This is a genomic window from Niabella terrae, assembly GCF_054783135.1.
Map to the genome: position 1 here is coordinate 65,243 of NZ_BAAGRD010000039.1, position 22,370 is coordinate 87,612.

The following is a 22,370-nucleotide window of genomic DNA, read 5'->3' on the forward strand; positions in this document are numbered from 1 at the left end:
CGCAAGGAGCAATTGACAGGAAACCGGAGATGTACGAAGTCCCGCAGAGCTTTGTACATCTAGTAAAACCGCCTCTGATGTGACGGAAGCCCGAAGGGATTTCGTCACATCGGTTAGGTATTTGCGATGATGCGGCAATCCTATTCCGTCAGCCGAGTTTTGCACTAAAGTTAAATAGAATTAACGAAACCGAGTATTTAACTTCAAGCCGCACTATTGCAAATACCTGGTTATAGCCAGCGGTTCTTGTTAATTTGTCAGTTGGAGTTATACCCATACTTTCTACTTAGTAAAACAGTTTTCCACCAGCTTTCTCTTTCAATAATAACTAAATCGTCAGTAGTTGATTTGTAAATGTCAAGAATTGAGTATTTGAAATTTGTTTTTATATGGTCAAAAGTTAGCGCCTTAAGCTCGATGTTTCCTCCATGACCACAGTCAACATACGCTCTCCAACGTCCTAAAATCATATGCTCTCCGTATGTCGAACCAACATACATTTTGCCATTTGATTGGTCGGTAAGCAAGTAAACGCCTTTCTGGTTCTGAAGTGCAGTTTTCCAGTTATCCTTTTCGATTACTCTTCTTAACTCGTCCCAAGAAACGTTTACCTTTTCATAACCTGGAAATAAGTCATTGTCAAAAGCGTCAGGTAAAAGCTGAGATACGTAACATTCGTCAATAACTGATTCAGCATTGCGAATCATTGTCTGTGCTCTATTCTTAAATTTCACGATTAACCGTCCGACATATTTTTCGTGGTCACGCAGCTCTTCATATTCGTAGCCAACACCGTTTAATTTGTTCAAGTCCTTAGTTACTCTTCCAATATGGAACAGTAACCATAAATCTTCATTGCGTTTAATCTTAACAAGTCCAACTGTAATTTGTCCTGCTTTGTAGGATTTGTTTTTATTGTAGTTCCAATATTGCCCTGCAAGCATTGTAGATATGTCTCCATTTTTAAAAAGTTCAATAGGATTCCAATTCTCAGCGAACATCAAATTAAAACGAATTTTTACGTTGTTAAGATTAGCAAGCCTTAGTATATCGTTCAATTTAATACTGTCCATCGTCTATTATTTATTGAGATTTCGGGGTCGCTTTACCGTTGGCTGTAACGGATTAGGTATTTGCGATGGTGCGGAAATAGCATTCCGTCAGCCGAGTTTTGCACTAAAGTTAAATAAAATTGCCAAAGTTGAGCATTTAACGTCAAGCCGCACTATGGCAAATACCCTATACGCTGTTAATTTTGCTTTTGCAATTCGTATTTTTGTGGTCATAAAATTGAAGGTATTGGAAGAAATTACAAAAGAAAATATAGTCGAGCCTATTAATCAAAATAAAATTGAGTTAAGTTCTACCCAAACAAAATTGTGTCTGCCTGTTATTAATAGGATTTACAAAAAATGAAAGCTGGAATAAAGTTTCCTGGCATTAAAGTCGAAGACAATCTGATTTGCGACGGACATCACCGATATTTAGCTTCAATTTTAGCGAATTTTCATCTCGACAGGATTCCAGGTAGTAAAACATCAGCTACTAGTCCAGTTCATTGGAAATCAGTAGTTTTCGAGGAGGAAGACTGGGATACCCCTGCAAAAATTAATATGCTAAATGAACAAGATGCAGAGTACAACAGTATTCCGATAGAGAAAATCGTTGAATTGCTGAAATAAAAGTGTAAATTTTCTATTATGTTATTCTTCTTAGACATAGATGGTGTTATGGTTCCTGCGAAAGGTTGGAAAAGTCCTGAGTTCTTGAATGATGGATTTCCTGCGTTTAGTATTAAGGCAACTAATACACTTCAGAGTTTGATCTCTGAGGATGTTACCATTATGCTTACAACGTCCCATAAATCAAAGTTCAGCATTAACGAATGGAAAAGCATTTTCAAGAATAGAGGTATTAAGATTGACAAGATAAAATTACTTCCTGAAAATTTTAATAATCTTAGTAGGAAAGATGAAATTGTCAATTGGTTTAAGGACAATAAGGTTGAGGAAGATTTTGTCATTATTGATGATGATAAGTCTTTAAATGAACTTCCCGATTTTTTAAAAGAGAATTTAGTGCAAACAAGTCCTTATATCGGTCTTACAAAAGAACATTCAAACGCTATAAAATCTATTTCACGTAAAGGGTTACAACCTGCATAGAAGATTTAAAATGTCAATTTATATAACACCTCACCCTTCAAACAGTGGGGTGTTTCTTTTTAATAGCATACAACTCCCATATATACGCAATAATCTTATGTATGCAGAGACTGTAATTGTTTATTCATTCATAAGTACTTCGATCTGTTCCAGGAATTTTTCTGCCCCATAGTTGGCCAGGCCCTCATGATGAAACCTTATCCTGCCTCTTTTATCCAGTACAACCGTAGTCGGCAAGGTGCCGGAATAAATTTCCGGTGGCACGGGGCCGTTGGTTTTGTAAAAAGGTATCGAATAGTGCTCCTTTTCCAGAAAATGATGGGCAGCGGTAAGGTCATCATCCTGATTAATCATCAAAAAGAAAACATCAGGATGATCTTTTAACCCCGAATACACCGATTCGATAGCCGGAAATTCTGCCCTGCAGGGAGGGCACCAGGACGCCCAGAAATTGATGAAAACGACTTTTCCCCTTAACGATGATAGATTTTGAATATCCCCCTGCGCTGTTTTAAAATCAAAATCCATGACGCTTTGACCGGCAGGATCGGGTGAGCTAGTTTCAAACTTCGGATTGAAAATGCCGGTATGCATCAATTGCTGCAATACCCAGGATTTGGCATCGGGGCTGACGACCATTATTACAATGGCTATTCCCAGAAGTATCGACCAGCCGTTGTTGCGGATGAATGACCAGCGCTTGTTTTGACGCGGTTTCCTGTTTGAATGCGCGTTATAATTCAACATCTTTTTATTTTATTGTATTACTTCTACCCTTTACCACCCTATTCGCATCTGAGGCGAAAGTAGCCGAAACTGGCCCTAGGCCAATCCCTTCATCTTATATTGCGCCTTCCCAGGACTGTGACCCGTAACACTGGATTCAGGCGGGTGCCGGTGCTGCTGTCTATCTGCCCAAAGCCCTCTCTCAGCTCCCCAAGGCCATTACGCTTAAGCTAACACGGGGATAATTAACAGAACCATATGCCGTTAAGGGCCGCTTTTACGCTATCTATTGGCATTGTATTTCCGGCTTACCAAATAATTCTCATCTTACAGCAGCAAATCGCACTGCTATTTAAACACCGATGGAAGATTAAAATATTCTTTAATTGTTTCAAACACCACCCATTAAATTAAATCCTTTGGGGACAATCTGCGAACACAGTAAAAACATTCATCGGTATCGCCGTATTGACCCTCAAATTAACCCAAAATTTCGGTCCGCAGTCATTAACAGATTATAATTCCAAGACTGGACTGACACCGGGAGGTTCCGCAGCAGTAGCTGACGCCGTGACCGGGCAAACGGCTAAACGGCAATACCAGGACTACAACTTGCCTTTTTATGAGGTTGAAGTGGCGCTCAAATTAAGGAACAGCTCTTTTTTTCAAAAACGTGGTGATAAGATTCAATCATAACGTAGTAATATTAAAGAACTGTCTATTTTGTCAATTATAACGTAATAATACCCATTTCTACACATATCATTCAATTATAATTGAATCTCAAATTTCGCAAAACGGTTCTATTTGGGCAAAGACGCAGCATTTATATACGATCTTATCGTAGATTCGTATGATTTCCTTCAAATTCAAGCTTGTTGAGAATTAGCGCATACAGGTCCCCTTATCCGCATCAGCGATTTCAGGAACATCTCGGTTTGCCGTAAAAAAAAAGCTTAAGCGGCAAATAACGGACGGTAATCTTTAGTGGTAAAGATTGAATTTTCCTTTATTATTCAGCCGCCTTATTGAAAATGCACTGTTGCCTGCTGCCCTATTTCTCGTCTGAAGCCATGTCAAATGATGATAAAGAAATTTTTTTTGATGCAAGTTCATCGTATCCAGTTGGCCAAGGGCATATAGGAATTTAGGATACAGGGTTTGAGTTTTGCCCGATGAAAAATAAAAACAACCTCAAAGCAGGGAGGAGAACAGCTCGGATAAAGCAGCGGTGTCAAAACGCAGGAGCTCTTCTAGCGAATAGTCGCTTGCGGCAAACAACTGCATGTATAATCCGAGCCATGGTACCCCCCCATTCCGATTTCATGGTAACCCCTCATTCCGAAGCATGGTAACCCCACCTTTTTTGTCGGCTAGCAGTTATTTTCTGTTAAAAACTGAAGTAAGTTCGATAGTTGTTGAATATTTTTTTATTGCCGAAGACTGCCATTCCGACACATGGTAACCCCTCTGGTTGTTTTTTTGTTTTGAGGTATACAAAAAGGTGAAGCCCGAGTTGTTTTTCTCTTAAACCGGGCTTTTAGCTTCTGAGATATTCCGAAGCATGGTAACCCCTCTGTGTTGAAGCCATAAAACAGGGTTTTTTGTGTTCATTTACTCCCTTTTGAATCTTAAAAATTAAAAGGGATGGCACAGAAACCAATAAATATGAACCAGGTAAAACAAGTACATCAGTTATGGACTGATGGGATAAAGATTAAAGAGATTGTTCGGCGCACAGGAATAAGCCGTAAAACGGTTAAAAAATATCTTCGACAGCTTGGAATATTAACGTCGCCAGCCACCACCCCTCAAAAACTTGAAGTCACTGATAAAGAACTTGCTGATATCGTTTATAACAACGATGTTGCGCACGTTGCAGATGAGCGCTATGGGGCGTTAATTGCTCATTTTGAAAAATCAGCTGGGGATCTTCATAAAACAGGCGTTACCAGGAAAAGATTGTGGGCAGAGTACATTGAGCAGCATGAGCATGGCTATAAGTACAGTCAGTATTGTAATATACTGAGTAAATACCTCAAGGACACAGATCCTGCCTTCCACTGGGAATACCGACCAGCAGAGTTTATTCAGGCGGATTTTGCAGGTAAAAAGCTGTCTTACGTGGATAAAGAAACCGGAGAAGTGATACCTGTTGAGGTTTTTATTGCTATTCTGCCCTTTAGTGGCCTGATTTTCTGTATGGCCGTAGCCTCCCAGCGGATAGCGGATTTTGTTATCTGTATTAACCATATGCTGAAGTACTTTGGGGGCGTAGCTCTTACCATACTGTTGGATAATCTTAAAACAGCCGTTAAAAAGGCCGATCGGTTCGAGCCGGATTTTACCCGATTGTGTCATCAGTTGTCAGAACATTATAATACAACTTTTAGTGCAACAAGATCAAGATCTCCGCGAGATAAAGGGATGGTCGAAGGGGCGGTCAATATTGTGTACCAGCAAATTTATGCTCCTATGCGCCATCAGACCTACTATTCTCTGGAATCGCTAAATCATCATATAGCGCATCACCAGGGGATATTAAACCGCAAAGCATATAAGAACAATCCTGACAGTCGCCGCAGCATCTTTGAAAGCCGGGAGCAACCCTTTCTCAAATTACTACCCGAGAACCCTTTTTTGCTCATGTTGGGTAAAACGGTGATGGTGCAACGCAACTATGCAATCCAGCTTTCTGATAACAAGCATTATTATACTGTTCCTTATCAGTATGTAGGCAAAAAAGTGCAGGTTTACTATAATACCCGGGTGGTAGAGGTCTATTACAATCATGAAAGAATCTCCTTCCATGTCAGACAGAGTAATGAGTCGCAGTTTAACCGCATAGCCGAGCATATGCCACCCAATCACAAGGCGATGGTGGATATGCAGGGCTGGACAGTAGAATCACTTGTCAAACGGGCTTCAAAAGTGGGCGAATATACCGCTCAGATCGCCTCTCGCATTCTGCATAGTAGCATATACCCGGAACAGAATTTTAAAGCCTGTAACGCCATGATCTTACTAAAGAACACCTATAGCGGTTACCGGCTGGAGGCAGCCTGTAAACATGCCTCAATAGTCAAACGACCCACCCTTAAAATGATCCGTAATATTCTAAAAACCGGTCAGGATAAGCAAGCCCTCCTTTTCGATGAAGCATCACAGAAACCCTCAAAGAGTCACGAGAATATCCGTGGAAAGCAATATTACCGTTAAGTCCGCCCCGCCCCTGTATGGGGGGCGGTGGTTACTATAAATGATCGATTAAAATCAATCATTTATAGTAACCCTTACTCATCTCATAAGATCTTTCTATACATTAACAAAATCAAAGAAAATGAACACACAACACACGCTTGAGCAAATGCAGGAGTTAAAATTAAAAGGTATGGCTGAGTGCTATGAAACGCAACTGACCATGCCGGTAGACCAACAACTGGAGAGCCATGAAATGATCGCACACCTGCTGGCGGCAGAAAAACTACAAAGAGGTAATGACCGAATGGAATACCTACTTAAAAACGCCAGGCTTCGTTTTGATGCTACACCGGAAACTATTATTTGTAAACCAGAACGGAATCTGACTAAAACCACCTGGAGCATGTTACTGGAGGGTAGATATCTGCAAGACGGCTCGGCAGTACTCATCACAGGTCCCACTGGTACAGGAAAATCTTGGCTGGCCTGCGCTTTAGGTTATCAGGCCTGTATGATGGGGGTGCGTACCAAATATTACAGCATGCACCGCTTGATAGAATCCATTTTAATGGCAAAAACGGAGGGTTCCTATGTGAAATTATTGAACCATATAGAGAAAATACCACTCATCATTCTTGACGATTTTGGCCTTCAAAATCTGAACAAACAAACGAAGCTGGCACTCCTTCAAATAATGGAAGATCGATACGCCCAAAAATCAATAATTATCACCGCTCAACTCCCCGTTTCTGAATGGCACGAATACTTGAATGAACCCGCAATCGGAGACGCTCTTTGTGACAGACTGACAGCAAAAAGTCAAAGAATCGAACTCAAAGGACCTTCTATGAGACGAGGTAAATAAATAAAAATCCAAACCAGAATAGTATCTTTAAAGAACACATTAAGCTCTTTGTTTTTTGGCCTTCTTACAGAGGGGTTACCATGGCTCGGAATGAGGGGGTATCATCATCGGAATATACACAACTGCATATAGGTGTTCACCGTATTGCGGGAAATCCCCAATACCCAACCTATCCGTCGGTTACTCGCCCCGTCAAGATGTAAGGTTATTATCTGTTTCAAGTCCATCGGATCAAGTATGTTGGCCATGTCGCTGTATTTAGGTAAGACGACAAGGTAATCCCTGATCTCTCAAAGTGGCACAAAACGAACCGTAATTGTTCAGCTCGGTAATTCCGTTAACGAATCGGTCTGGTTCAATAGTGGCACAAAACGAACCGTAACCGCAATCATCAATGTGAAATTAAAATGGCATCATTTGAACCGAAATAACTGGCATCATCCGACCGAAATGGCTGGCACCATTCGAACCGTAGTATCCACCAAAAGCGTTAAAGCATATACCACCTTTTCAATCAGTTTAGGATCAATGCGTTTTCCTAACTTATTTCGTAAGTCGGTAATCCATTCAATTGTATAGGATTTTGTGTCTATCATATTTTATTTATTATTGGCATAAAAAACTTATTTTGCCAAACTTATATTTATCAGTCTTTCTATTTCTTCTTCTCTGTTTCTTCGGACAGCATATCTACGCATCTTTAACTCATTTAAAGTGTATTTCTGGACTACATTTCGCATAATAAATTCCTTTTCATTTTGCTGTGCCGAAAAAAGTGCTGTATCAATCAACATATCCACCAATAACTTTTCCAATGCAGGAATACAAATTTTATCTTTTTCTATCAAAGGAGACTCCGAAACCATATTCTTCACAATAAGAACTTCATCTTGATTATGAATGTAACGGTCAAATATTTCCTCATCAGGATTAAAGAAAACGTTTTTATTGCTTTCTGTCTGAAAAGTAAATACAGATTCAGACGCATCTTTTTCTACTTCTATAACAACATAATGTTTAAATGGCTGGTGACGCATAAAATCATTCAACCACACCGTATCCCAAATACAAAAATTGATATAAGGAAATTCACGCTTTACCTTATTAAATACTCTCTTTAAACTATTTGAAATATTGGGTTGAAAAGGGATGTTACTATCCATCTCATAAATTCCTCTGGAAGGAGCATTTATAACCCCCTCTTTTTTCAGTTTGGACAGATACATATTGATCGTGTTGTCAGACCAGGATGGAAAATCCTTTTTTATTGATCCCACAAGCTTCTGCTTGGAAAGTCTTTCACTTTCCTTAAAATAGTGACCGATATGTTTTTCCAACCTTTCTGCCAAAATCGTTTTTTTATGGTAAATGTAACACTTATTTATATAAGTTCGGCATAAAAAGTGTATTTTGTCAAAGTTATATTTCAATTAGGCTTTGTTTTTCAATGTTTTAATCCTGTTTTTTAGTGCAAAAAAAACGTCTAAAATAAGATTTCATGAAAAGTTGGAAAAGGAAAAAGAAGTTCGTTTGATAGTAAACTAACCAGAACAGCCACTGTCTTTTGATTTTGAGTTTTTAGATTTGATATTCCTTTAAAAAGGGATATCAATGATTCAACAGACATCACCTGCGTTAATAGTTCGCCGCAGTTCTGAGGAACCTATCCATCTGTAATATTATCCAAAAGCTTGGATACCTCATGGAATCTCAGATCCGAAGTCAATAACAATAGCAGCATGCTGTTTACATTACCGGGGTCGTCCAATACATGGTTCATCCTCGGAACTACACGCCGGCAAGAACCCTTATTTATCAGTTGGTCTCGGCTTTTGAAGATCGCAGCTCATAGGCAACCTAAATTTATTTAGGCCGCGGCATCCTGAGCGAACTTCCTTTTATACTCGCTGGGTGTCATTTGCATGATTTTCTTAAAATGCCGGTAAAAATTAGCAACATTATTGAACCCACATTCGAAACAAATAGCGGCAATTGAATACTTATCTTCGATGATCATCTGGCAGGCAAAATTCACCCGCACCTGGATTAAAAAGTCCAGATAGGTCGTCTTGGTGGTATTCTTAAAATACCGGCAAAATGAGGTTACACTCAGGTTACTAACAGAAGCTACTTCTGCCAGGCTGATATCTTTTTTAAAATGTTCCAATGTGTATGCATATATCTTATCCAACCTTTTGGCATCTTCCATGTCCCCGTGATATTCAAGTTCCGTTGATGAAATAACGGTATACTGCTTAGAATTAGCAATGGTATGTAAAATTTGCAATAAGATAATAATCCGCTCAAAGGGTCCTGCCTTGACTCCTTTCAACATCAAAGCCTTCACTTCAACACGAGCATCGCCATGTAGCAACAGTCCCTTTCTCGCTTTTTCATACAGCTGTTCAATATGATGCATCTCCGGGAGAGAGAAAAAATCCTCCCCGAAACAATTTCGCCGAAATTGAAACACGATCGCTTCTACCTCGGGGTTTTCTTTTTCTTTGGCGTGCCAGGCATGGGGCAGGTTTTCACCCAACAAAAATATTTCTCCGGGTTGAAAATTGGCGACTTTATCTCCGATGAACCGGACCCCTTCACCCTTTAAGGTTAAGTGCAATTCCAGATCAGCATGGTAATGTACCGGTTTCCCAAAATTGGGTACAATATCATGACGGACCACAAAACTGTTTTGGTAGGACTTGACCACTTTGTGAAAATAGGCTTTCATATTTTTTTCAGTTTTCAACCGTTACCAGCAATATCGCTGCCATGGCAGAGGGGCTTTAGGCTCCGAACTAAAAATATAATTCTTCGCATCGTGTTTTGGTAGGTTTGCGTGATATAACCGGCTTAAAAAGAAATAGGCGCCGATAAATCAAAACATTGCAAAATTCAGCAACAACTCCGTATCTTTTTTTCATCAGACCTTATGACGCAGGCGCACAAAATGTATATAGCAAACCAGTCTGATAACTCTAAATTACTGCAATCGCCACCCCCTATACTATAGAATATTTACATAATCTTATACAATATTACCAGTTAAATGCTATTTACCAGGGGCTGCGGCTACTTTAAAATCAGGCGCATCGTTGCCGATTAGGGAGCATCCCCAAAATTCCAATACTTATCCCGCCAATTCCTTTTAATTTCTGGCCGTTACTGGGTTGGCTTACCAAGCTTTACCGCCAGAATTTGTAAGTATTCTGTAGCCTGATCCGCAGCAGGCAAGTATTGATTAAATATAATTGTCTGCCCATCCGGGGAAAAACCTGGCGCTCCTACAATCTGTCCCGCACCGGATCCCATATGGGTTATGGGGCGGACTTTTAAGTTGCTGAGCTCCAATAGATATATATTGTTATTGGCTACAAAAACAATCTGAGTTCCGTCCGGACTGCTATTAAAAGGATTGGTAATGGAAAACGCATTACGCGTCAGGTAATCCAGTTTTCCGGTAGCCACTTCACAACGGATCAACTGCGTCAGACCCCGATCGTCCTCTGCCAACGCATAGATATATCGGCCGTCAGGTGAACTGCGTAACCAATGCCGAACAGAGGACAATCCTTTAAGGCTACGGGACAACCTGCGTTGCTGCAAACCTACTGGCACTTGCGGACGCTGCCCCAGGCTCCCCACGGCACTGCTATCGCGTAATATCGCAGCGGTATCAATATCCACCAGGTAGATTTCAGTAATAATCTGACCATGCCTATCCACCGTATTGCCCTGAAAAGCAATTGCATAGGGTACCTGCTCTCCCCGCTGATTAATATAACCCTCCCGGCCCAACCAACACTCATCAAAAGCTTTGCCGATCTGATCGGAGCCCGCTTCCGGCTCAGCGACTACATCAGCAACAACAACGGCATAATACAGTCCGTTATTATTCCCTGTCAGCGCATCTGTCCTGACAGGGTTACCTGCATCCAACATCAGGCCCACAGTTCTCAGATCCGGCTCCACCAAATCATCATTATAGGTAAAACTGATCAGCCTGCCGTCCGGACTCCAGCAATGCGAATGCGTCCCCCCTCTTAATGAACCGGGTGTATAAGGAAAGTGCAGGTCTCTTGCATCCATATGAATCGGTAGCCGGGGATGACTTAATTCAACCGCCACGCCTGTACGTCGGGTAAAACCATAGGGTTTTGCCTGATTTGCGCCAACCAAGCCGTGAATGAAAATCACAGTGTTGGCAACAGGGCTGAATGAAGCGGCCCCCACCCCGGGACCGAATTCTGTAGGATGGGCCGTCCGATAAACTACACGCAGTTCACCGGTCTGTATATCGACCATACCGATCTCAGTCGTCTGGCCGATGGCGGTATCATGATTACGACCGTCAAAAACCACCCACCGCCCGTCACTGGAAAACACCCCGTTATGATGTAAGGTATGCCCGCTTTGCTGATGGGTTAACTGTCTGATGCTATTCTTTTGATCGGATAAACAAGCACTCATACTTAAACATAAGGAGGTTATCGCAAACAGCCGGCATGCATATTTCCGCTGCATCTGAATATTGGATTATTTTAACGATCGAAAACTCCTGATTCGGTGAAAGGTCAGAAAATTAGCGTCATGATTATTATGGGCATCAGCATTCCCGTCAAAATAGGCAGTTCGGGATAAATACAACATATCATCACCTGCAATCAACCAATCCACATACTGAAAGCCGTGTTTTAATACATCCGAATGTTCCAACACTATTTTTACATCTTCCCAATGGAATAAATCTTCAGAACGTCTTAGTTTCAACACATTACGAAATGAAGCCGGGTTACGATTGGGATATTGCTGCTGATACGCTGATGGAATTGCATTGGTTAAGGTATAATAATACTTAGAAACGCTGTCATACTTTACCACAAACTTCTTACTGCCGCCTTCAAAATTAATAAAGCCTGTTTTCGGATTAAAATCCAGTTTTCGTCCATCCGAAGATATACCTACCATGGCCGCCCTTTCCTGATAATCCCTCCTGTTATCTACCCGCAACATATCCCACATCCGCCCCTGCTTATCTACCACAAAATTACCTTCCAGCCACCCGCCAAAATTCCCATCGAGAAAAGTACTGTCGTAATATTTTACATCTGTCGTTGTCCAGGAGTCAGCATTTAAGAGGTCAGCACCTACCGGTGCGGACATGACCATGGCGCCATAACGTTTGCCCCATTCCAGAATGGGCCCGTGGGCTGTTTCCATTGGGCGCCAGATTCTGCCTTGATAAGTAATTACCGGCATGGGAGCGCAATGGAACATCCCTTTTAGCAATAAGCCATTTCTTGTTCCGGTAGGCGCTGTCCAGTGTTCACCGCCATCGATTGACCGCCGAATCAATACCGAACCATGATGGCGGTCCGGTCCAATCAGGTACAAAAAGCCATTATTGACAAATAAGCTGGACCAGAACGCGCCCCTGATTTCACTTATCTGCATCCAGGTGGCTCCCTTATCGGAAGACTTGAATACCCGGGTAACCGCCTGGACGAATTCAGAACTATTGGGGCCAAAAAAATCATGAGAAGCCACATAATCCCCATTCGGTAAAACCGCAAGGCTGGGTGAACCGATGTACTTTTTAGACGCCGCGGGTTCATGGCAAACAACTGTTCCGGGTACACCGGACTGGCTATGAAGCGGCCAATTATAACCCAGAATACCAACCACGAACAAGAGCAATGTCAATCTCATTTTAGCTTTTTTTATAGAAACGTTTAAGCCCCTCATACATTAATCGATAGGTTTTATCCCGATCGACTCCGTAGCAACGCAGCATTCTTCCATTAGTTTTCAAAAAATTATAGTCCATATAGTAACTAAGCGTTGGACAGGACAGTTCTTCCCATTTTCCTATCGAAGGGTCGATTAGCACAGCCACGTCTCCGAGATCAAAAAAACCTCTTCTATCACTGCTCCAATCTGCCCTTTTCAGTCGGTACTCGTACAAATATTGCCCCAAGTCGCCAAAGGGACGAACAAATTTTTCAGATTCCTCAAGGGTTCCTGCCCATAGATCCGTTCCGGTATCAAATAATACAAAAGGAAAAGGTGCGTGAAACAACATTCTCGCCGCATGCATATCACCTTTGACGTTATAATTAATAGCACGATAAGGCCAGGTAGGTTGGGTTCTTCCATGCCAAAACACCCTGATCCTGTCTTGAATTTCAGGCGCTTTTAAATACGCGGATGCAATATCGGTCGCAGCCCCTAATCCCAAAATCCACAAGGGATTATCGGGAGAACCGGCCATCGCTCGTTCAATGATAAAATCGCAGCCGGAGGAAGCGCTGGGTTCGAACTCGTATTGCATGGGATTGCCTCCACTGTATACCGGATACCTCCCTTTCAACCCCGCTTTTTTCAAAATAGTCAAAATACCCTCTACAGAACGCTGGATGCTTTTTGGCCCCAAACCCATTGAACTATGATCATAATTACTGCCAACAAAGCCTTCAATTGAAAAACGTGCAGGATACAATAATGCCAACGAAATTGCCCAAATGTCATCAATTTCATTGGTAGCATCACTTACAATGAGCAATCTGATCTGTGCTTCTTTTGGTGGAACCTCTGGTACTATCCTTTTTGTACCAAAGTATCTGGCAGATTGAGCAAACAGATGTTGAGACAATGGCAACAAAATAATCCACACTAAAATTAAACTATATATTCGTCCGGCCATATATTTATTTTAAACTTAATTAAACCCGCCTTTCTGCCTTCTTACTGTAAGGCAAACCTGCCTCAGCAGTGATCCAATAAAGAATTAGGATTGAAACGCCATTACGCTACTTTTGCAGTCGGGAACATCGGTCCTCAGCAGTCATCCAATAAAGAATTGTAAATCAATGTTACCGGTGCAAACCCGCGGCGAAAGAAATTGGGACTGCTACATTTTTTTAGAAACATTACACCATTCTTCTGATACCAAAGTATCGCGGGGGCATATGCCGAAAAGGAATAATAGACTTAAACGCGGCAGGTGTTGGGGACAGGGATTTGTACATCTCTTCACCTGGCTAAAGGGTTAGAAATCATTAAGATTTCCGAACGGAACCAATGGACCTGAAAACAGAAAGACGGAAGTATCGGTGGTGTATAATAAAGTCTCGCCTGGTCCGGCCTGCAGGTAGCTGATCAATGATCCCTAATCCGCTGTCTCTTGCTACAATACAATCCATATCTTTAAAAGTCCCGATACCCTATACTATAAAGGGATTTAGCCGCGTGACGATTTCCAGCGTATCAAAAATTAAACAAAAAAGGTTCAGCAGGAAGATATATCGATTGTATCAATGAAGAGCTTAGATTTGCACATATGACTCATTTTGCCATCATAGGATGTGGAGAAATTGCTGAACGTCATGCACTTGCGGCTTCGGCAAACGGCACTTTACTGGGCGTATACGATACTGACAACGAAAAAGCCGCCAGACTGGCGGTTAAATATAACTGTCGCGTATATAGAAGTTACGATGAGCTGCTCCACGACCAAACGATTGATGTGCTGAGCATTTGTACGCCCAACTACCTCCATGCCCCCCAATCCATCGAAGCCATGGAAAAAGGCTTTCATGTAGTTTGTGAAAAACCCATGGCCATTTCAAAGCGGGATGCCCAACAAATGATTGACACCAGCAAAAAGACGGGGCGCCACTTATTTATAGTAAAGCAAATGCGGGATTACCCGGGACTCAGAACCCTGAAAAGTTGGATTGATGCGGGTCGGTTAGGTCATATAGAAGAAATAAATTTAGTATGCCTTTGGAACAGAGATGCTACCTATTACCGGGACTGGAGGGGAAAACTCAGCTCCGATGGGGGAACATTGTATACCCAGTTCAGCCATCATATTGACTTATTGCTCTGGCTGTTCGGACCGATTGAGTCTGCAACCCTGTCAATAAGGAATTTCGCACGTAATGAAATAGAATTTGAATCTGATGGTGGTATCTATTTTCAGATGGGTCCCTATACATCAGGCAGTTTCTATTATTCTGTTGACGTTCCCAAAAATAAGGTAGGTAACTCATTACAAATCGAAACCGAAAAAGGTTCTCTTCATTTAACAGGGACCAGCTTGCAAAAGGTGAAAGAAATCACCATCGAAGGTATTGAGGCACCCGGTAGCTTTAGCGTAACACCCCGGCAAAACAGTCATATCGAATGCTACCGAAAGGCCTGTGAGACTATAAGTAGCGCTAGCGGGCCCGGTTCGGACGCGGCGGAAAGTTTCGCCAGCATTGCATTAATCGAATCCCTTTATCAAAACCGTTAAGGATTGTCGAAAACCATTTATTTCACGGTGACCACCGATCTGGTTTATGACCAGCGGATGCGGCGCATCTGCGGCAGCCTGAGCCAGGCCGGCTACCAGGTGCACCTGGTGGGCCGCAAAAAAAAATCGAGCCCGCCCCCTTCCAGCGCCGGATATGTCCAATACCAACTGCCCTGCTGGTTCGAAAAAGGCAAACTCTTTTATATCGAATACCAGATCCGGCTGTTTTGCTTCTTGCTTTTTAAGAAAATGGACGCCATCTGCGCGATCGACCTGGATACGATCCTGCCCGTACTGTCGATTTCCCGGATAAAGCGTATCCCCCGGGTCTACGATGCCCATGAGTTGTTTTCCGAGATGAAGGAGATCAAAAGCCGGCCACTGGTATACCGGATCTGGAAAGCCCTGGAACGCTATGCGCTGCCCCGGTTTCCCAATGGCTATACAGTTTGTGACAGCATCGCCCGCATTTTTAAGGAACAATACGGGGTGGACTATGCCACCGTTCGCAACCTGCCCCTGCCCCTGGTCCGCCCCTTTCCGGCAGACCGGGAGCGAAAACCGGTTTTCATTTATACCGGAGCGGTCAATGAGGGTCGAGGTTTTGAGAGCCTGATACCGGCTATGCGGCAGGTTGACAGTCAGCTGATTGTCTGCGGAGATGGTAATTTTATGCAACAGGCGCAGCAACTCGCCAGGGAGTACGGGGTCTCGGACCGGGTACAGTTTCTGGGAATGCTTTCACCTGCCGCCCTTCGCGAGCAGATGCAACAGGCTTCCATCGGCATCAACCTGATCGATGCCTGCGGCCTTAATCAGTATTATTCACTGGCCAATAAGTTCTTTGACTATATCCAGGCCGGATTGCCGCAAATCACCATGAATTATCCCGAGTACCGGGCCGTCAATGAAATCTACCAGGTAGCTTTATTAATTAATAATTTGGAAATTAATGAGTTGGCAGGGGAAATGAACAATTTGTTACAAGACATTGTTGTATATCAAAACCTGAAAAAAAATTGCAAGACGGCAGCTGCTGTTTTAACTTGGCAACAGGAGGAAACTATTTTGTTGGAATTTTACAAGAAGCTATTCAATAATTCACTTTGAGTCGACATTTACATATTGTCTGTCAGGAGGCGCCTAGTCCGGCCAATAACGGAGAAGCGATTGATATGATGAACCGGATCCGGGCCTTTCAGCAAAACGGCATCAAAGTCCATTTACACTACTTCAAAGAAGAATCCGAAAAAAGCTGTCGGGAACTGGACCGGGCCTGCGAATCCGTGCATGAATACGAGAAAAAGCCGGTAACCGAAAGTATCTCACTACATACCCCCTATACCGTCAGCTGCAGGTGCAATGAAACCCTGGCCGGTAAACTGGCCGCTGACCAGCATCCCATATTATTCGAAGGGCTGCAGACCACCGGCGTCCTGCGGGACCTGGATACCGGTAACCGGCGCATTTGTGTCCGGATCCATAACGAAGGCAGTACCCATTACCGGGAACTGGCCCGCCATACTTCGAATCCGGCAAAAAAGACATATTTTCTGGCAGAAAGCCTGCTGGTAAAAAAATATACGCCTACCCTGCCCAAGGACTGTATCTATATGTGTGCCAGTTATGAGGACCAGGAACAACTGGAGCAGATGGGATTCCCGAATGTGCATTTTATTCCGGTTTTTCCCAGCTGGCAGGAAGTTCAGGGCAGTACCGGTATCGGTAATTTATGCCTGTTTCATGGGAAACTTTCCTGTCCCAAGAACGAAAAAGCCGCCCTCTGGCTGCTGACCAATATATTTAATAAAGTAAGGGTGCCTTTCGTGATTGCCGGCTGCAACCCCAGTCGCCGACTGCAAAAAGCAGCGGAACTCTGCCAGAATACCTGCCTGGTCAGCAATCCCTGTGACGGTGATATGGACGATCTGATCGAAAAAGCCCATATCAATATCCTGCCCAGTTTCAATAAAAATATCACCGGCAGCCGCCTCAAATTACTACATGCCCTGTTTAAAGGCCGCCATTGTGTGACCACGCCGGATATGGTCGCCGGCACCGGTCTGGATTCCGCCTGCCATATCGGAACCAGTTCCTCCGCCATCGCCTCGATTGTTTCCCAGCTCTATTATGTTCCCTTTGAGGAACATGAGATCCGGCTCAGAAAACAACTCCTGGGCGACACTTACAACAACCAGCAGAATATCAGCAAATTTATCAGCTATCTATGGTAGCATGGTCCAGCACTTTGCCGTTTTCGGTCTTGATCAGCCGCGCGGGATATTTTTTCACTACGGTATAGTCATGGGTGGCCATTATAATCGCCGCGTTATTGGTAGCAGCAATCTTAAGTAACAGGTTCATAATCTCTTCTGTAGTTTCAGGATCCAGATTTCCGGTGGGCTCATCCGCCAGGATCAGACCCGGATTGTTCAACAGCGCCCGGGCAATATCCACTCTTTGTTGTTCTCCACCACTCATCTCAAAGGGCATTTTACCGCCTTTATCACTCAGCCCTACCCGCCGGAGTACCTCAGCGACCCGCTGCTTCATTTTCTCCTTATCCGTCCAACCGGTGGCTTTGAGTACAAAAATCAGGTTGCTGCTTACATTGCGATCGGTCAACAGTCGGAAATCCTGGAATACCACGCCCAGTTTTCTTCTTAAGAAAGGCACCTGCTTCCAGTGCAGCCCGTTCAACTGGTAACCCGCTACCACGGCCTGTCCTTCCGTTAGGGGCAATTGACCATACAGGGTTTTGAGCAGGCTGGATTTACCGGTACCGGTACGGCCCACCAGATACACAAACTCACCGGGAGTAACAGTTAGGTTGACTTCACTTAAGATCAGGCTGCTGCCCTGATAAATATTGGCATTCCTTATATCTATAATGGCTTCTTGCTCCATGCTTTGGGTTTGTATCGCTGCAAAATAAGCCAATTTGTCCAATACCCGTCTGCTATATCCGGTGAAAAACGGGTCTGTTCACACTTAAAAAGCCGATTGTATAGAACTGAAGGAAGAAACCGGGCATAGCGCATGTGTGCCGATAACAGCTTCATTTATATAGAAGGACGAACCAGGTTTGTCACCCTACGGTGTTGTACTCGATAACAGCATAAAGCAGCCTACCGAGTAAAAACACCGATTCATGCCAGTTTGTATATGATTTACGCAAGCAACTACAATTAACAGAAAAGCGGCCTCGTGGAGCCTCGTAAGATACCTGAACTATAAGCTATCCCTATTATAAACAACCACAAATAATGGAGCTATATGAACTACACGGATCAACCAATGGCAACCACCGGATGAGGTCTAAAACTGATAATAGAACCCCAGCGTAAAAATCGAGTTAGGTGATTTGCTATTGGATTTTAATTCCTTGCTAAGCACCGAAAGTTGATAGGCGAGCTCGATCATATAAGAGGCCCTGTTATATGCCAGGGGTATCTTGAAATTATATGAAAGCAGATTAAACCCTGTAGAGGACTTTGTCGTCGTTGTTTCTTCCTGATTCTGTCCCTGACCCGGAAGATCTGATAGGGGATTTAGCGGCAGGCCCAAAAGACTGTCCCGTCTTCTTTTTTCAGTAACATAGGTTTCATAAAAACGCTGTGTGCCGGCAACAATATCAATTGCAGGTGTCAGCGTCAACACATCATGCTTCCCAATACTGGCCAGATTGATTTGTTTTGCATTACTGAGGGTCACAAACATATCCTGATCACTGCCAAATGCATAATCAAAATTTAATCCGGTCGTAAGCCAATGTTCATATTCAAGCGTCGCACTTAACAGATCCGGATTTGAGGCCTGCAAAAATGCAGAATGCTCCGGATAAAAAGTGTGGGTATAACTCAAATCCATGGTAAGTTTATGAGCTATGGGGAAATTCACACCAACTCCGGCCGCCGCAGCAGATATAACGCGACCACTATCTTTTAACAACCGGTAACCCATTGCCGAAAAATAAATACCGGATTTTAAGCTATAGACACCCGCTACCGCAAGATAAGGCATCTTTTCAGCAGCCGTTTGCCCGTAATAGCTTGCATTATTACTGTAGAGGGCAGCCAGCGTCAGTGTATTTTTCTTGGGTAGACTGTCCTGAGTGACGGATACTGCTTTTGCCGAGTCAGCGATTGGATCCTGACCATGGGCATAACCGATAAAAAAAACACCTGCCAAACAACAAAACCAACGCAGCAATAAAATACCCAAGCGCTCAACGATAAAAAATCGAAGCATAGTAATTTAAATCAAAGTCTTTTAATAAAATATTCCGGGCCTGCTCTTTTTGAAGACCAGCCCCGGAATCTTATAAAGATAACCTGTAAAACAAGCGAACTAATTAAGATTTAATCCAACTTTGGCTGCCGATTTAATGGTCGCTTTTGGCTTAATGACTTTACCCACCCCTTTAACGGCACCTGAGGAAACTGATTGAACAGTCTTAACCTTTCCCTTAGCAACACCCTTCGCAGTACCGACATTATCTTTTGCCGCAGTCTTTGCCCCATCGACCTTAGTTTTTGCTGCTTCTTTTACCGCATCCACATTTTCACTGGCTGCATCAACAGCAACGCTTTGATTTGATTGCGCATTTACTGTTGCTACTTCTTTAACGACCTGGCCCTTTGTAGCAACGTCCCCGCTTACTGTTGATGTAGCGATCGAACTTACTTCAGCGCCATGTTCATTCTTGGCCATTACTTCGTCAGCTGCAGTAGCCGCGGCAGCATCTGCGTTGCTTTTAGCAGCTTTTGCTTCTGATTTCAAAGAATTTTTTGCCGAAGACTTTAGTTGTTTTGCAGCAGCGATATCTCCACCAGCATCTACATTAGCTTCAGCTTGCATAGAAGCATCCTGTTTTGCAGCTACTTTGTCATTTTTGACTTCAGCACTATTTTTAGCGTTTGATTTTACTTTCACTTCTGTTCCTTTTGATTGGGCGAATGAAGTCAAAGCACATAACACAATCGAACCAATTAAAATTACCTTTTTCATAAAATTTGTGTTTAGTTGAACAAAAAGCAAATATTGGATCCGATTATGAAATTAAAATGAAGGCCCCTTTTAGTTTTTTTTTATTTTAAGGATTAATACAGGATGCTGAGCGGTGCAGAAGCGGTATTTTTTAAATTCTATTAGGGATAGTTTAAAGATTTTTTAAGAAAATCCGGGGGCTGTAAAAACCTGACTCAACCTTTTATCCCGGCGAGCTATACATATAATTTTTTTAATCCCGTTATATGAGCTCGTAGAAAATCTTTCACAAATCTGATCCGGTCAACACTGCAATCCACTTTACAAAATAAGGCCTCGCACCGGCAGACCGTTCTGAGAATACCCTGCATAGGAGGCACCTGAATTAAAAAATATGCATAGCCACGAGGATCCAACCAGCTCAGCTGTCATTTGGATGACGTCAGCGCATCAGGTTGGAAGGCACTTATCAAGTGCAACTTAAAAAAACAATATCGCTGACCGAACGCAGCTGGTCAATTTTATGGAAGCATACGACTTAAAGTAAGGCCGTCACCGGGCGGAACCTTATTCGTTTCGGCAACTGCATCTTCCGTTACCGCTTCTAACCAAGTCACCTGCTCATCATCTTTGTAATTGGTAATGGCAATATGAACCATTCAGGAATCAGCCGTTGCGCCATGCCAATGCACGGCATTTTCAGGAATATTGACCACATCACATTTTTTGATCGGTTGCACCTTTAAAAACGATTTCTTTGCCTATCTCATTTTTGAAAATGTTAAATACAGCGAAGTTTACTCAATAATCCTTTTCTATGTAAATTTCCTTTATGCCTAATTACTGTGATGTGGCAATAATGGCATCTTGAAACAGTCCTTTATTTTCGTGTAACTTCATTTTATATTCCAATTTTGTACGGTTGCTAATTGTTTTTCACTAATGCCGTATTCGTATTCCGAAAGCGGGTTTAAACTTGTTTTTAATGCAGTTAAATCACTTTCAGTTTTTATGTTTTCCAATAACGCACCGAGAAAACTCCGTACTCGTGGCGGATAAGATAAACCGCATTTTATCAAAAGTTTTGTTTCTGTGGGATTGAGTTCTTTCAGTTTTGTTAAAAGTATTTTGATTGCAGAACTTTTATCCAAGTCGGGAATTTTTTTGAAATCCTTTAATGCGTCCAATAACTCCAACAAGTAAAAATTTTTGTCGGTTACTTCCACATAACTTTTTACAGGGCTTGCTTTTACGTTGCCGTTTGAAATGGTAATCCGTTTATCCCGACTTGCAATTTTTATGCTCTTGGGAACTTGTGTTGTTAAACCCAAATGGTTGTATAGCGAAGTTCCTGTGATGTAGGCAATACGTTTGCCTTTTTCAAAAAGATAAGGTTTTAAAATTTCTTCTTCGTTGGGTTTTAGTTCGCCAAAAACAGTTTTCTTGGGCTTGTAAAACACACCTGTCGAAACTCTTTTGATAACGCCTTTGGCAATCAGTCGTTCAATAGCTTTGGCTGTCGCAGAAAACTCCTGTGGTTCAATATCCAATTGTTCATATTTGAAGGTAGTTCCGTCAGCCAATGTGCTGATTTGATTCTGTATGTTTTGTGTAACTCCCATTGCTCTGCAAAGGTAGAGAATATTATTTTTATGTCAAGTAAATGGAACATAATACTTGACATTTAGAAAGGAATATCAGCAAACAAAAGGACAGCAAAGTTAACGGATACCGATAACTCCGTACGCATAATGCCCCTGCTCGTTCCTCACCGGGTCACCCGTTGGGGCTTATAGTGCTTCGTTATCTTAGTATCCGTTGGTAGAATAGCTTTCTTTTGACAGCATTGGTTCTAATGGAATTAGTTTTAATCCCTATCCTTTAGTTTTATCAGCCGTTGCAATTCTTCTCTCGCCCGTTCCGCCTGTTCGGTGGATTGTCTTGCGTTTTCCTCTGCTTTCCTAACGGCAAGTAATCTTTCTTCCTCCTGCTTTACCCATATTTTGTAAACATCCAACGAGGACGGCCTATGATATTTGAATAAAAATCTGTATGGGGAGCATTTTCCCGGCTGCTTTTAGGATTCCGGTTAAAATCCTGAACTTTACTCCTATAATATTATTTC

At 42.6% G+C, this 22,370-nt stretch carries 18 protein-coding genes; 7 read left to right on the forward strand and 11 right to left on the reverse strand.

The window, feature by feature from the left end; translation table 11 throughout:
- Positions 1-257 precede the first annotated feature (257 nt).
- Positions 258-1,073, reverse strand: coding sequence for a GIY-YIG nuclease family protein (locus ACYVI9_RS16905; protein ID WP_460766925.1), 816 nt, complete (start codon positions 1,071-1,073; stop codon positions 258-260).
- Between the two features lie 339 nt (positions 1,074-1,412).
- Here ACYVI9_RS16905 and ACYVI9_RS16910 point away from each other — a divergent pair, with 339 nt between their 5' ends.
- A complete protein-coding gene (locus ACYVI9_RS16910; protein ID WP_460766928.1) occupies positions 1,413-1,682 on the forward strand; it encodes a hypothetical protein in 270 nt (89 codons plus the stop codon).
- Between the two features lie 18 nt (positions 1,683-1,700).
- Positions 1,701-2,165 (forward strand): HAD domain-containing protein, encoded by a 465-nt coding sequence (locus tag ACYVI9_RS16915; protein WP_460766930.1) that lies wholly within the window; start codon positions 1,701-1,703, stop codon positions 2,163-2,165.
- 120 nt (positions 2,166-2,285) lie between these two features.
- Here ACYVI9_RS16915 and ACYVI9_RS16920 read toward each other — a convergent pair whose 3' ends face one another.
- Positions 2,286-2,912 (reverse strand): TlpA family protein disulfide reductase, encoded by a 627-nt coding sequence (locus ACYVI9_RS16920; RefSeq protein ID WP_460766933.1) that lies wholly within the window; start codon positions 2,910-2,912, stop codon positions 2,286-2,288.
- A 1,626-nt stretch (positions 2,913-4,538) separates the two neighbouring features.
- Here ACYVI9_RS16920 and istA point away from each other — a divergent pair.
- Complete coding sequence (gene istA / locus ACYVI9_RS16925; RefSeq protein ID WP_460766936.1) at positions 4,539-6,110, forward strand: IS21 family transposase; 1,572 nt, start codon at positions 4,539-4,541, stop codon at positions 6,108-6,110.
- Positions 6,111-6,231: 121 nt separating this feature from the next.
- A complete protein-coding gene (gene istB, locus ACYVI9_RS16930) occupies positions 6,232-6,957 on the forward strand; it encodes an IS21-like element helper ATPase IstB (RefSeq protein WP_460766939.1) in 726 nt (241 codons plus the stop codon).
- A 623-nt stretch (positions 6,958-7,580) separates the two neighbouring features.
- Here the strand turns inward: istB and ACYVI9_RS16935 are convergent.
- From ACYVI9_RS16935 to ACYVI9_RS16955, 5 genes are all read right to left on the reverse strand, one after another.
- Entirely contained in the window at positions 7,581-8,306 is a 726-nt protein-coding gene (locus tag ACYVI9_RS16935) for a DUF6577 family protein (RefSeq protein WP_460766942.1), read from the reverse strand.
- Positions 8,307-8,824: 518 nt separating this feature from the next.
- Entirely contained in the window at positions 8,825-9,688 is an 864-nt protein-coding gene (locus ACYVI9_RS16940; RefSeq protein ID WP_460766945.1) for an AraC family transcriptional regulator, read from the reverse strand.
- A 431-nt stretch (positions 9,689-10,119) separates the two neighbouring features.
- Positions 10,120-11,427 (reverse strand): DUF3748 domain-containing protein, encoded by a 1,308-nt coding sequence (locus ACYVI9_RS16945; RefSeq protein ID WP_460766948.1) that lies wholly within the window; start codon positions 11,425-11,427, stop codon positions 10,120-10,122.
- Between the two features lie 66 nt (positions 11,428-11,493).
- Positions 11,494-12,666, reverse strand: a complete 1,173-nt coding sequence (locus ACYVI9_RS16950; RefSeq protein ID WP_460766950.1) for a hypothetical protein — start codon at positions 12,664-12,666, stop codon at positions 11,494-11,496.
- A gap of 1 nt (position 12,667) precedes the next feature.
- Positions 12,668-13,660, reverse strand: coding sequence for a nucleoside hydrolase (locus ACYVI9_RS16955; protein ID WP_460766953.1), 993 nt, complete (start codon positions 13,658-13,660; stop codon positions 12,668-12,670).
- Positions 13,661-14,296: 636 nt separating this feature from the next.
- On the opposite strand from ACYVI9_RS16955, the gene ACYVI9_RS16960 reads away from it, so the two are divergent.
- The 3 genes from ACYVI9_RS16960 to ACYVI9_RS16970 are packed head-to-tail and all read left to right on the forward strand — an operon-like array spanning position 14,297 to position 17,490.
- Positions 14,297-15,256 (forward strand): Gfo/Idh/MocA family protein, encoded by a 960-nt coding sequence (locus ACYVI9_RS16960; protein WP_460766956.1) that lies wholly within the window; start codon positions 14,297-14,299, stop codon positions 15,254-15,256.
- A gap of 3 nt (positions 15,257-15,259) precedes the next feature.
- Entirely contained in the window at positions 15,260-16,366 is a 1,107-nt protein-coding gene (locus tag ACYVI9_RS16965; protein ID WP_460766959.1) for a glycosyltransferase, read from the forward strand.
- Positions 16,363-17,490: a glycosyltransferase gene (locus ACYVI9_RS16970; RefSeq protein ID WP_460766962.1), complete on the forward strand. Its 1,128-nt coding sequence runs from the start codon at positions 16,363-16,365 to the stop codon at positions 17,488-17,490. Before ACYVI9_RS16965 ends, ACYVI9_RS16970 begins: the two co-directional genes overlap by 4 nt.
- Here the strand turns inward: ACYVI9_RS16970 and ACYVI9_RS16975 are convergent.
- The 4 genes from ACYVI9_RS16975 to ACYVI9_RS16990 all read right to left on the reverse strand — a co-directional run bounded on the left by ACYVI9_RS16975 (position 17,474) and on the right by ACYVI9_RS16990 (position 21,867).
- On the reverse strand, positions 17,474-18,163 hold the full coding sequence (locus ACYVI9_RS16975) for a cell division ATP-binding protein FtsE (RefSeq protein ID WP_460766965.1): 690 nt from the start codon (positions 18,161-18,163) through the stop codon (positions 17,474-17,476). The genes ACYVI9_RS16970 and ACYVI9_RS16975 overlap by 17 nt on opposite strands.
- A gap of 411 nt (positions 18,164-18,574) precedes the next feature.
- Positions 18,575-19,507: a hypothetical protein gene (locus ACYVI9_RS16980; RefSeq protein WP_460766967.1), complete on the reverse strand. Its 933-nt coding sequence runs from the start codon at positions 19,505-19,507 to the stop codon at positions 18,575-18,577.
- A 99-nt stretch (positions 19,508-19,606) separates the two neighbouring features.
- Complete coding sequence (locus tag ACYVI9_RS16985; RefSeq protein WP_460766969.1) at positions 19,607-20,266, reverse strand: hypothetical protein; 660 nt, start codon at positions 20,264-20,266, stop codon at positions 19,607-19,609.
- Between the two features lie 875 nt (positions 20,267-21,141).
- Positions 21,142-21,867, reverse strand: coding sequence for a DUF6088 family protein (locus ACYVI9_RS16990; protein WP_460766971.1), 726 nt, complete (start codon positions 21,865-21,867; stop codon positions 21,142-21,144).
- Positions 21,868-22,370: the final 503 nt, after the last annotated feature.

Coding starts and splice junctions, on each gene's coding strand:
- ACYVI9_RS16960 (WP_460766956.1), top strand. CDS start 14,297: ATGACTCATTTTGCCATCATAGGATGTGGAGAAATTGCTGAACGTCAT.
- istA (WP_460766936.1), top strand. CDS start 4,539: ATGGCACAGAAACCAATAAATATGAACCAGGTAAAACAAGTACATCAG.
- ACYVI9_RS16975 (WP_460766965.1), bottom strand. CDS start 18,163: ATGGAGCAAGAAGCCATTATAGATATAAGGAATGCCAATATTTATCAG.
- istB (WP_460766939.1), top strand. CDS start 6,232: ATGAACACACAACACACGCTTGAGCAAATGCAGGAGTTAAAATTAAAA.
- ACYVI9_RS16990 (WP_460766971.1), bottom strand. CDS start 21,867: ATGGGAGTTACACAAAACATACAGAATCAAATCAGCACATTGGCTGAC.
- ACYVI9_RS16985 (WP_460766969.1), bottom strand. CDS start 20,266: ATGAAAAAGGTAATTTTAATTGGTTCGATTGTGTTATGTGCTTTGACT.
- ACYVI9_RS16920 (WP_460766933.1), bottom strand. CDS start 2,912: ATGTTGAATTATAACGCGCATTCAAACAGGAAACCGCGTCAAAACAAG.
- ACYVI9_RS16940 (WP_460766945.1), bottom strand. CDS start 9,688: ATGAAAGCCTATTTTCACAAAGTGGTCAAGTCCTACCAAAACAGTTTT.
- ACYVI9_RS16910 (WP_460766928.1), top strand. CDS start 1,413: ATGAAAGCTGGAATAAAGTTTCCTGGCATTAAAGTCGAAGACAATCTG.
- ACYVI9_RS16915 (WP_460766930.1), top strand. CDS start 1,701: ATGTTATTCTTCTTAGACATAGATGGTGTTATGGTTCCTGCGAAAGGT.
- ACYVI9_RS16955 (WP_460766953.1), bottom strand. CDS start 13,660: ATGGCCGGACGAATATATAGTTTAATTTTAGTGTGGATTATTTTGTTG.
- ACYVI9_RS16945 (WP_460766948.1), bottom strand. CDS start 11,427: ATGAGTGCTTGTTTATCCGATCAAAAGAATAGCATCAGACAGTTAACC.
- ACYVI9_RS16980 (WP_460766967.1), bottom strand. CDS start 19,507: ATGCTTCGATTTTTTATCGTTGAGCGCTTGGGTATTTTATTGCTGCGT.
- ACYVI9_RS16950 (WP_460766950.1), bottom strand. CDS start 12,666: ATGAGATTGACATTGCTCTTGTTCGTGGTTGGTATTCTGGGTTATAAT.
- ACYVI9_RS16905 (WP_460766925.1), bottom strand. CDS start 1,073: ATGGACAGTATTAAATTGAACGATATACTAAGGCTTGCTAATCTTAAC.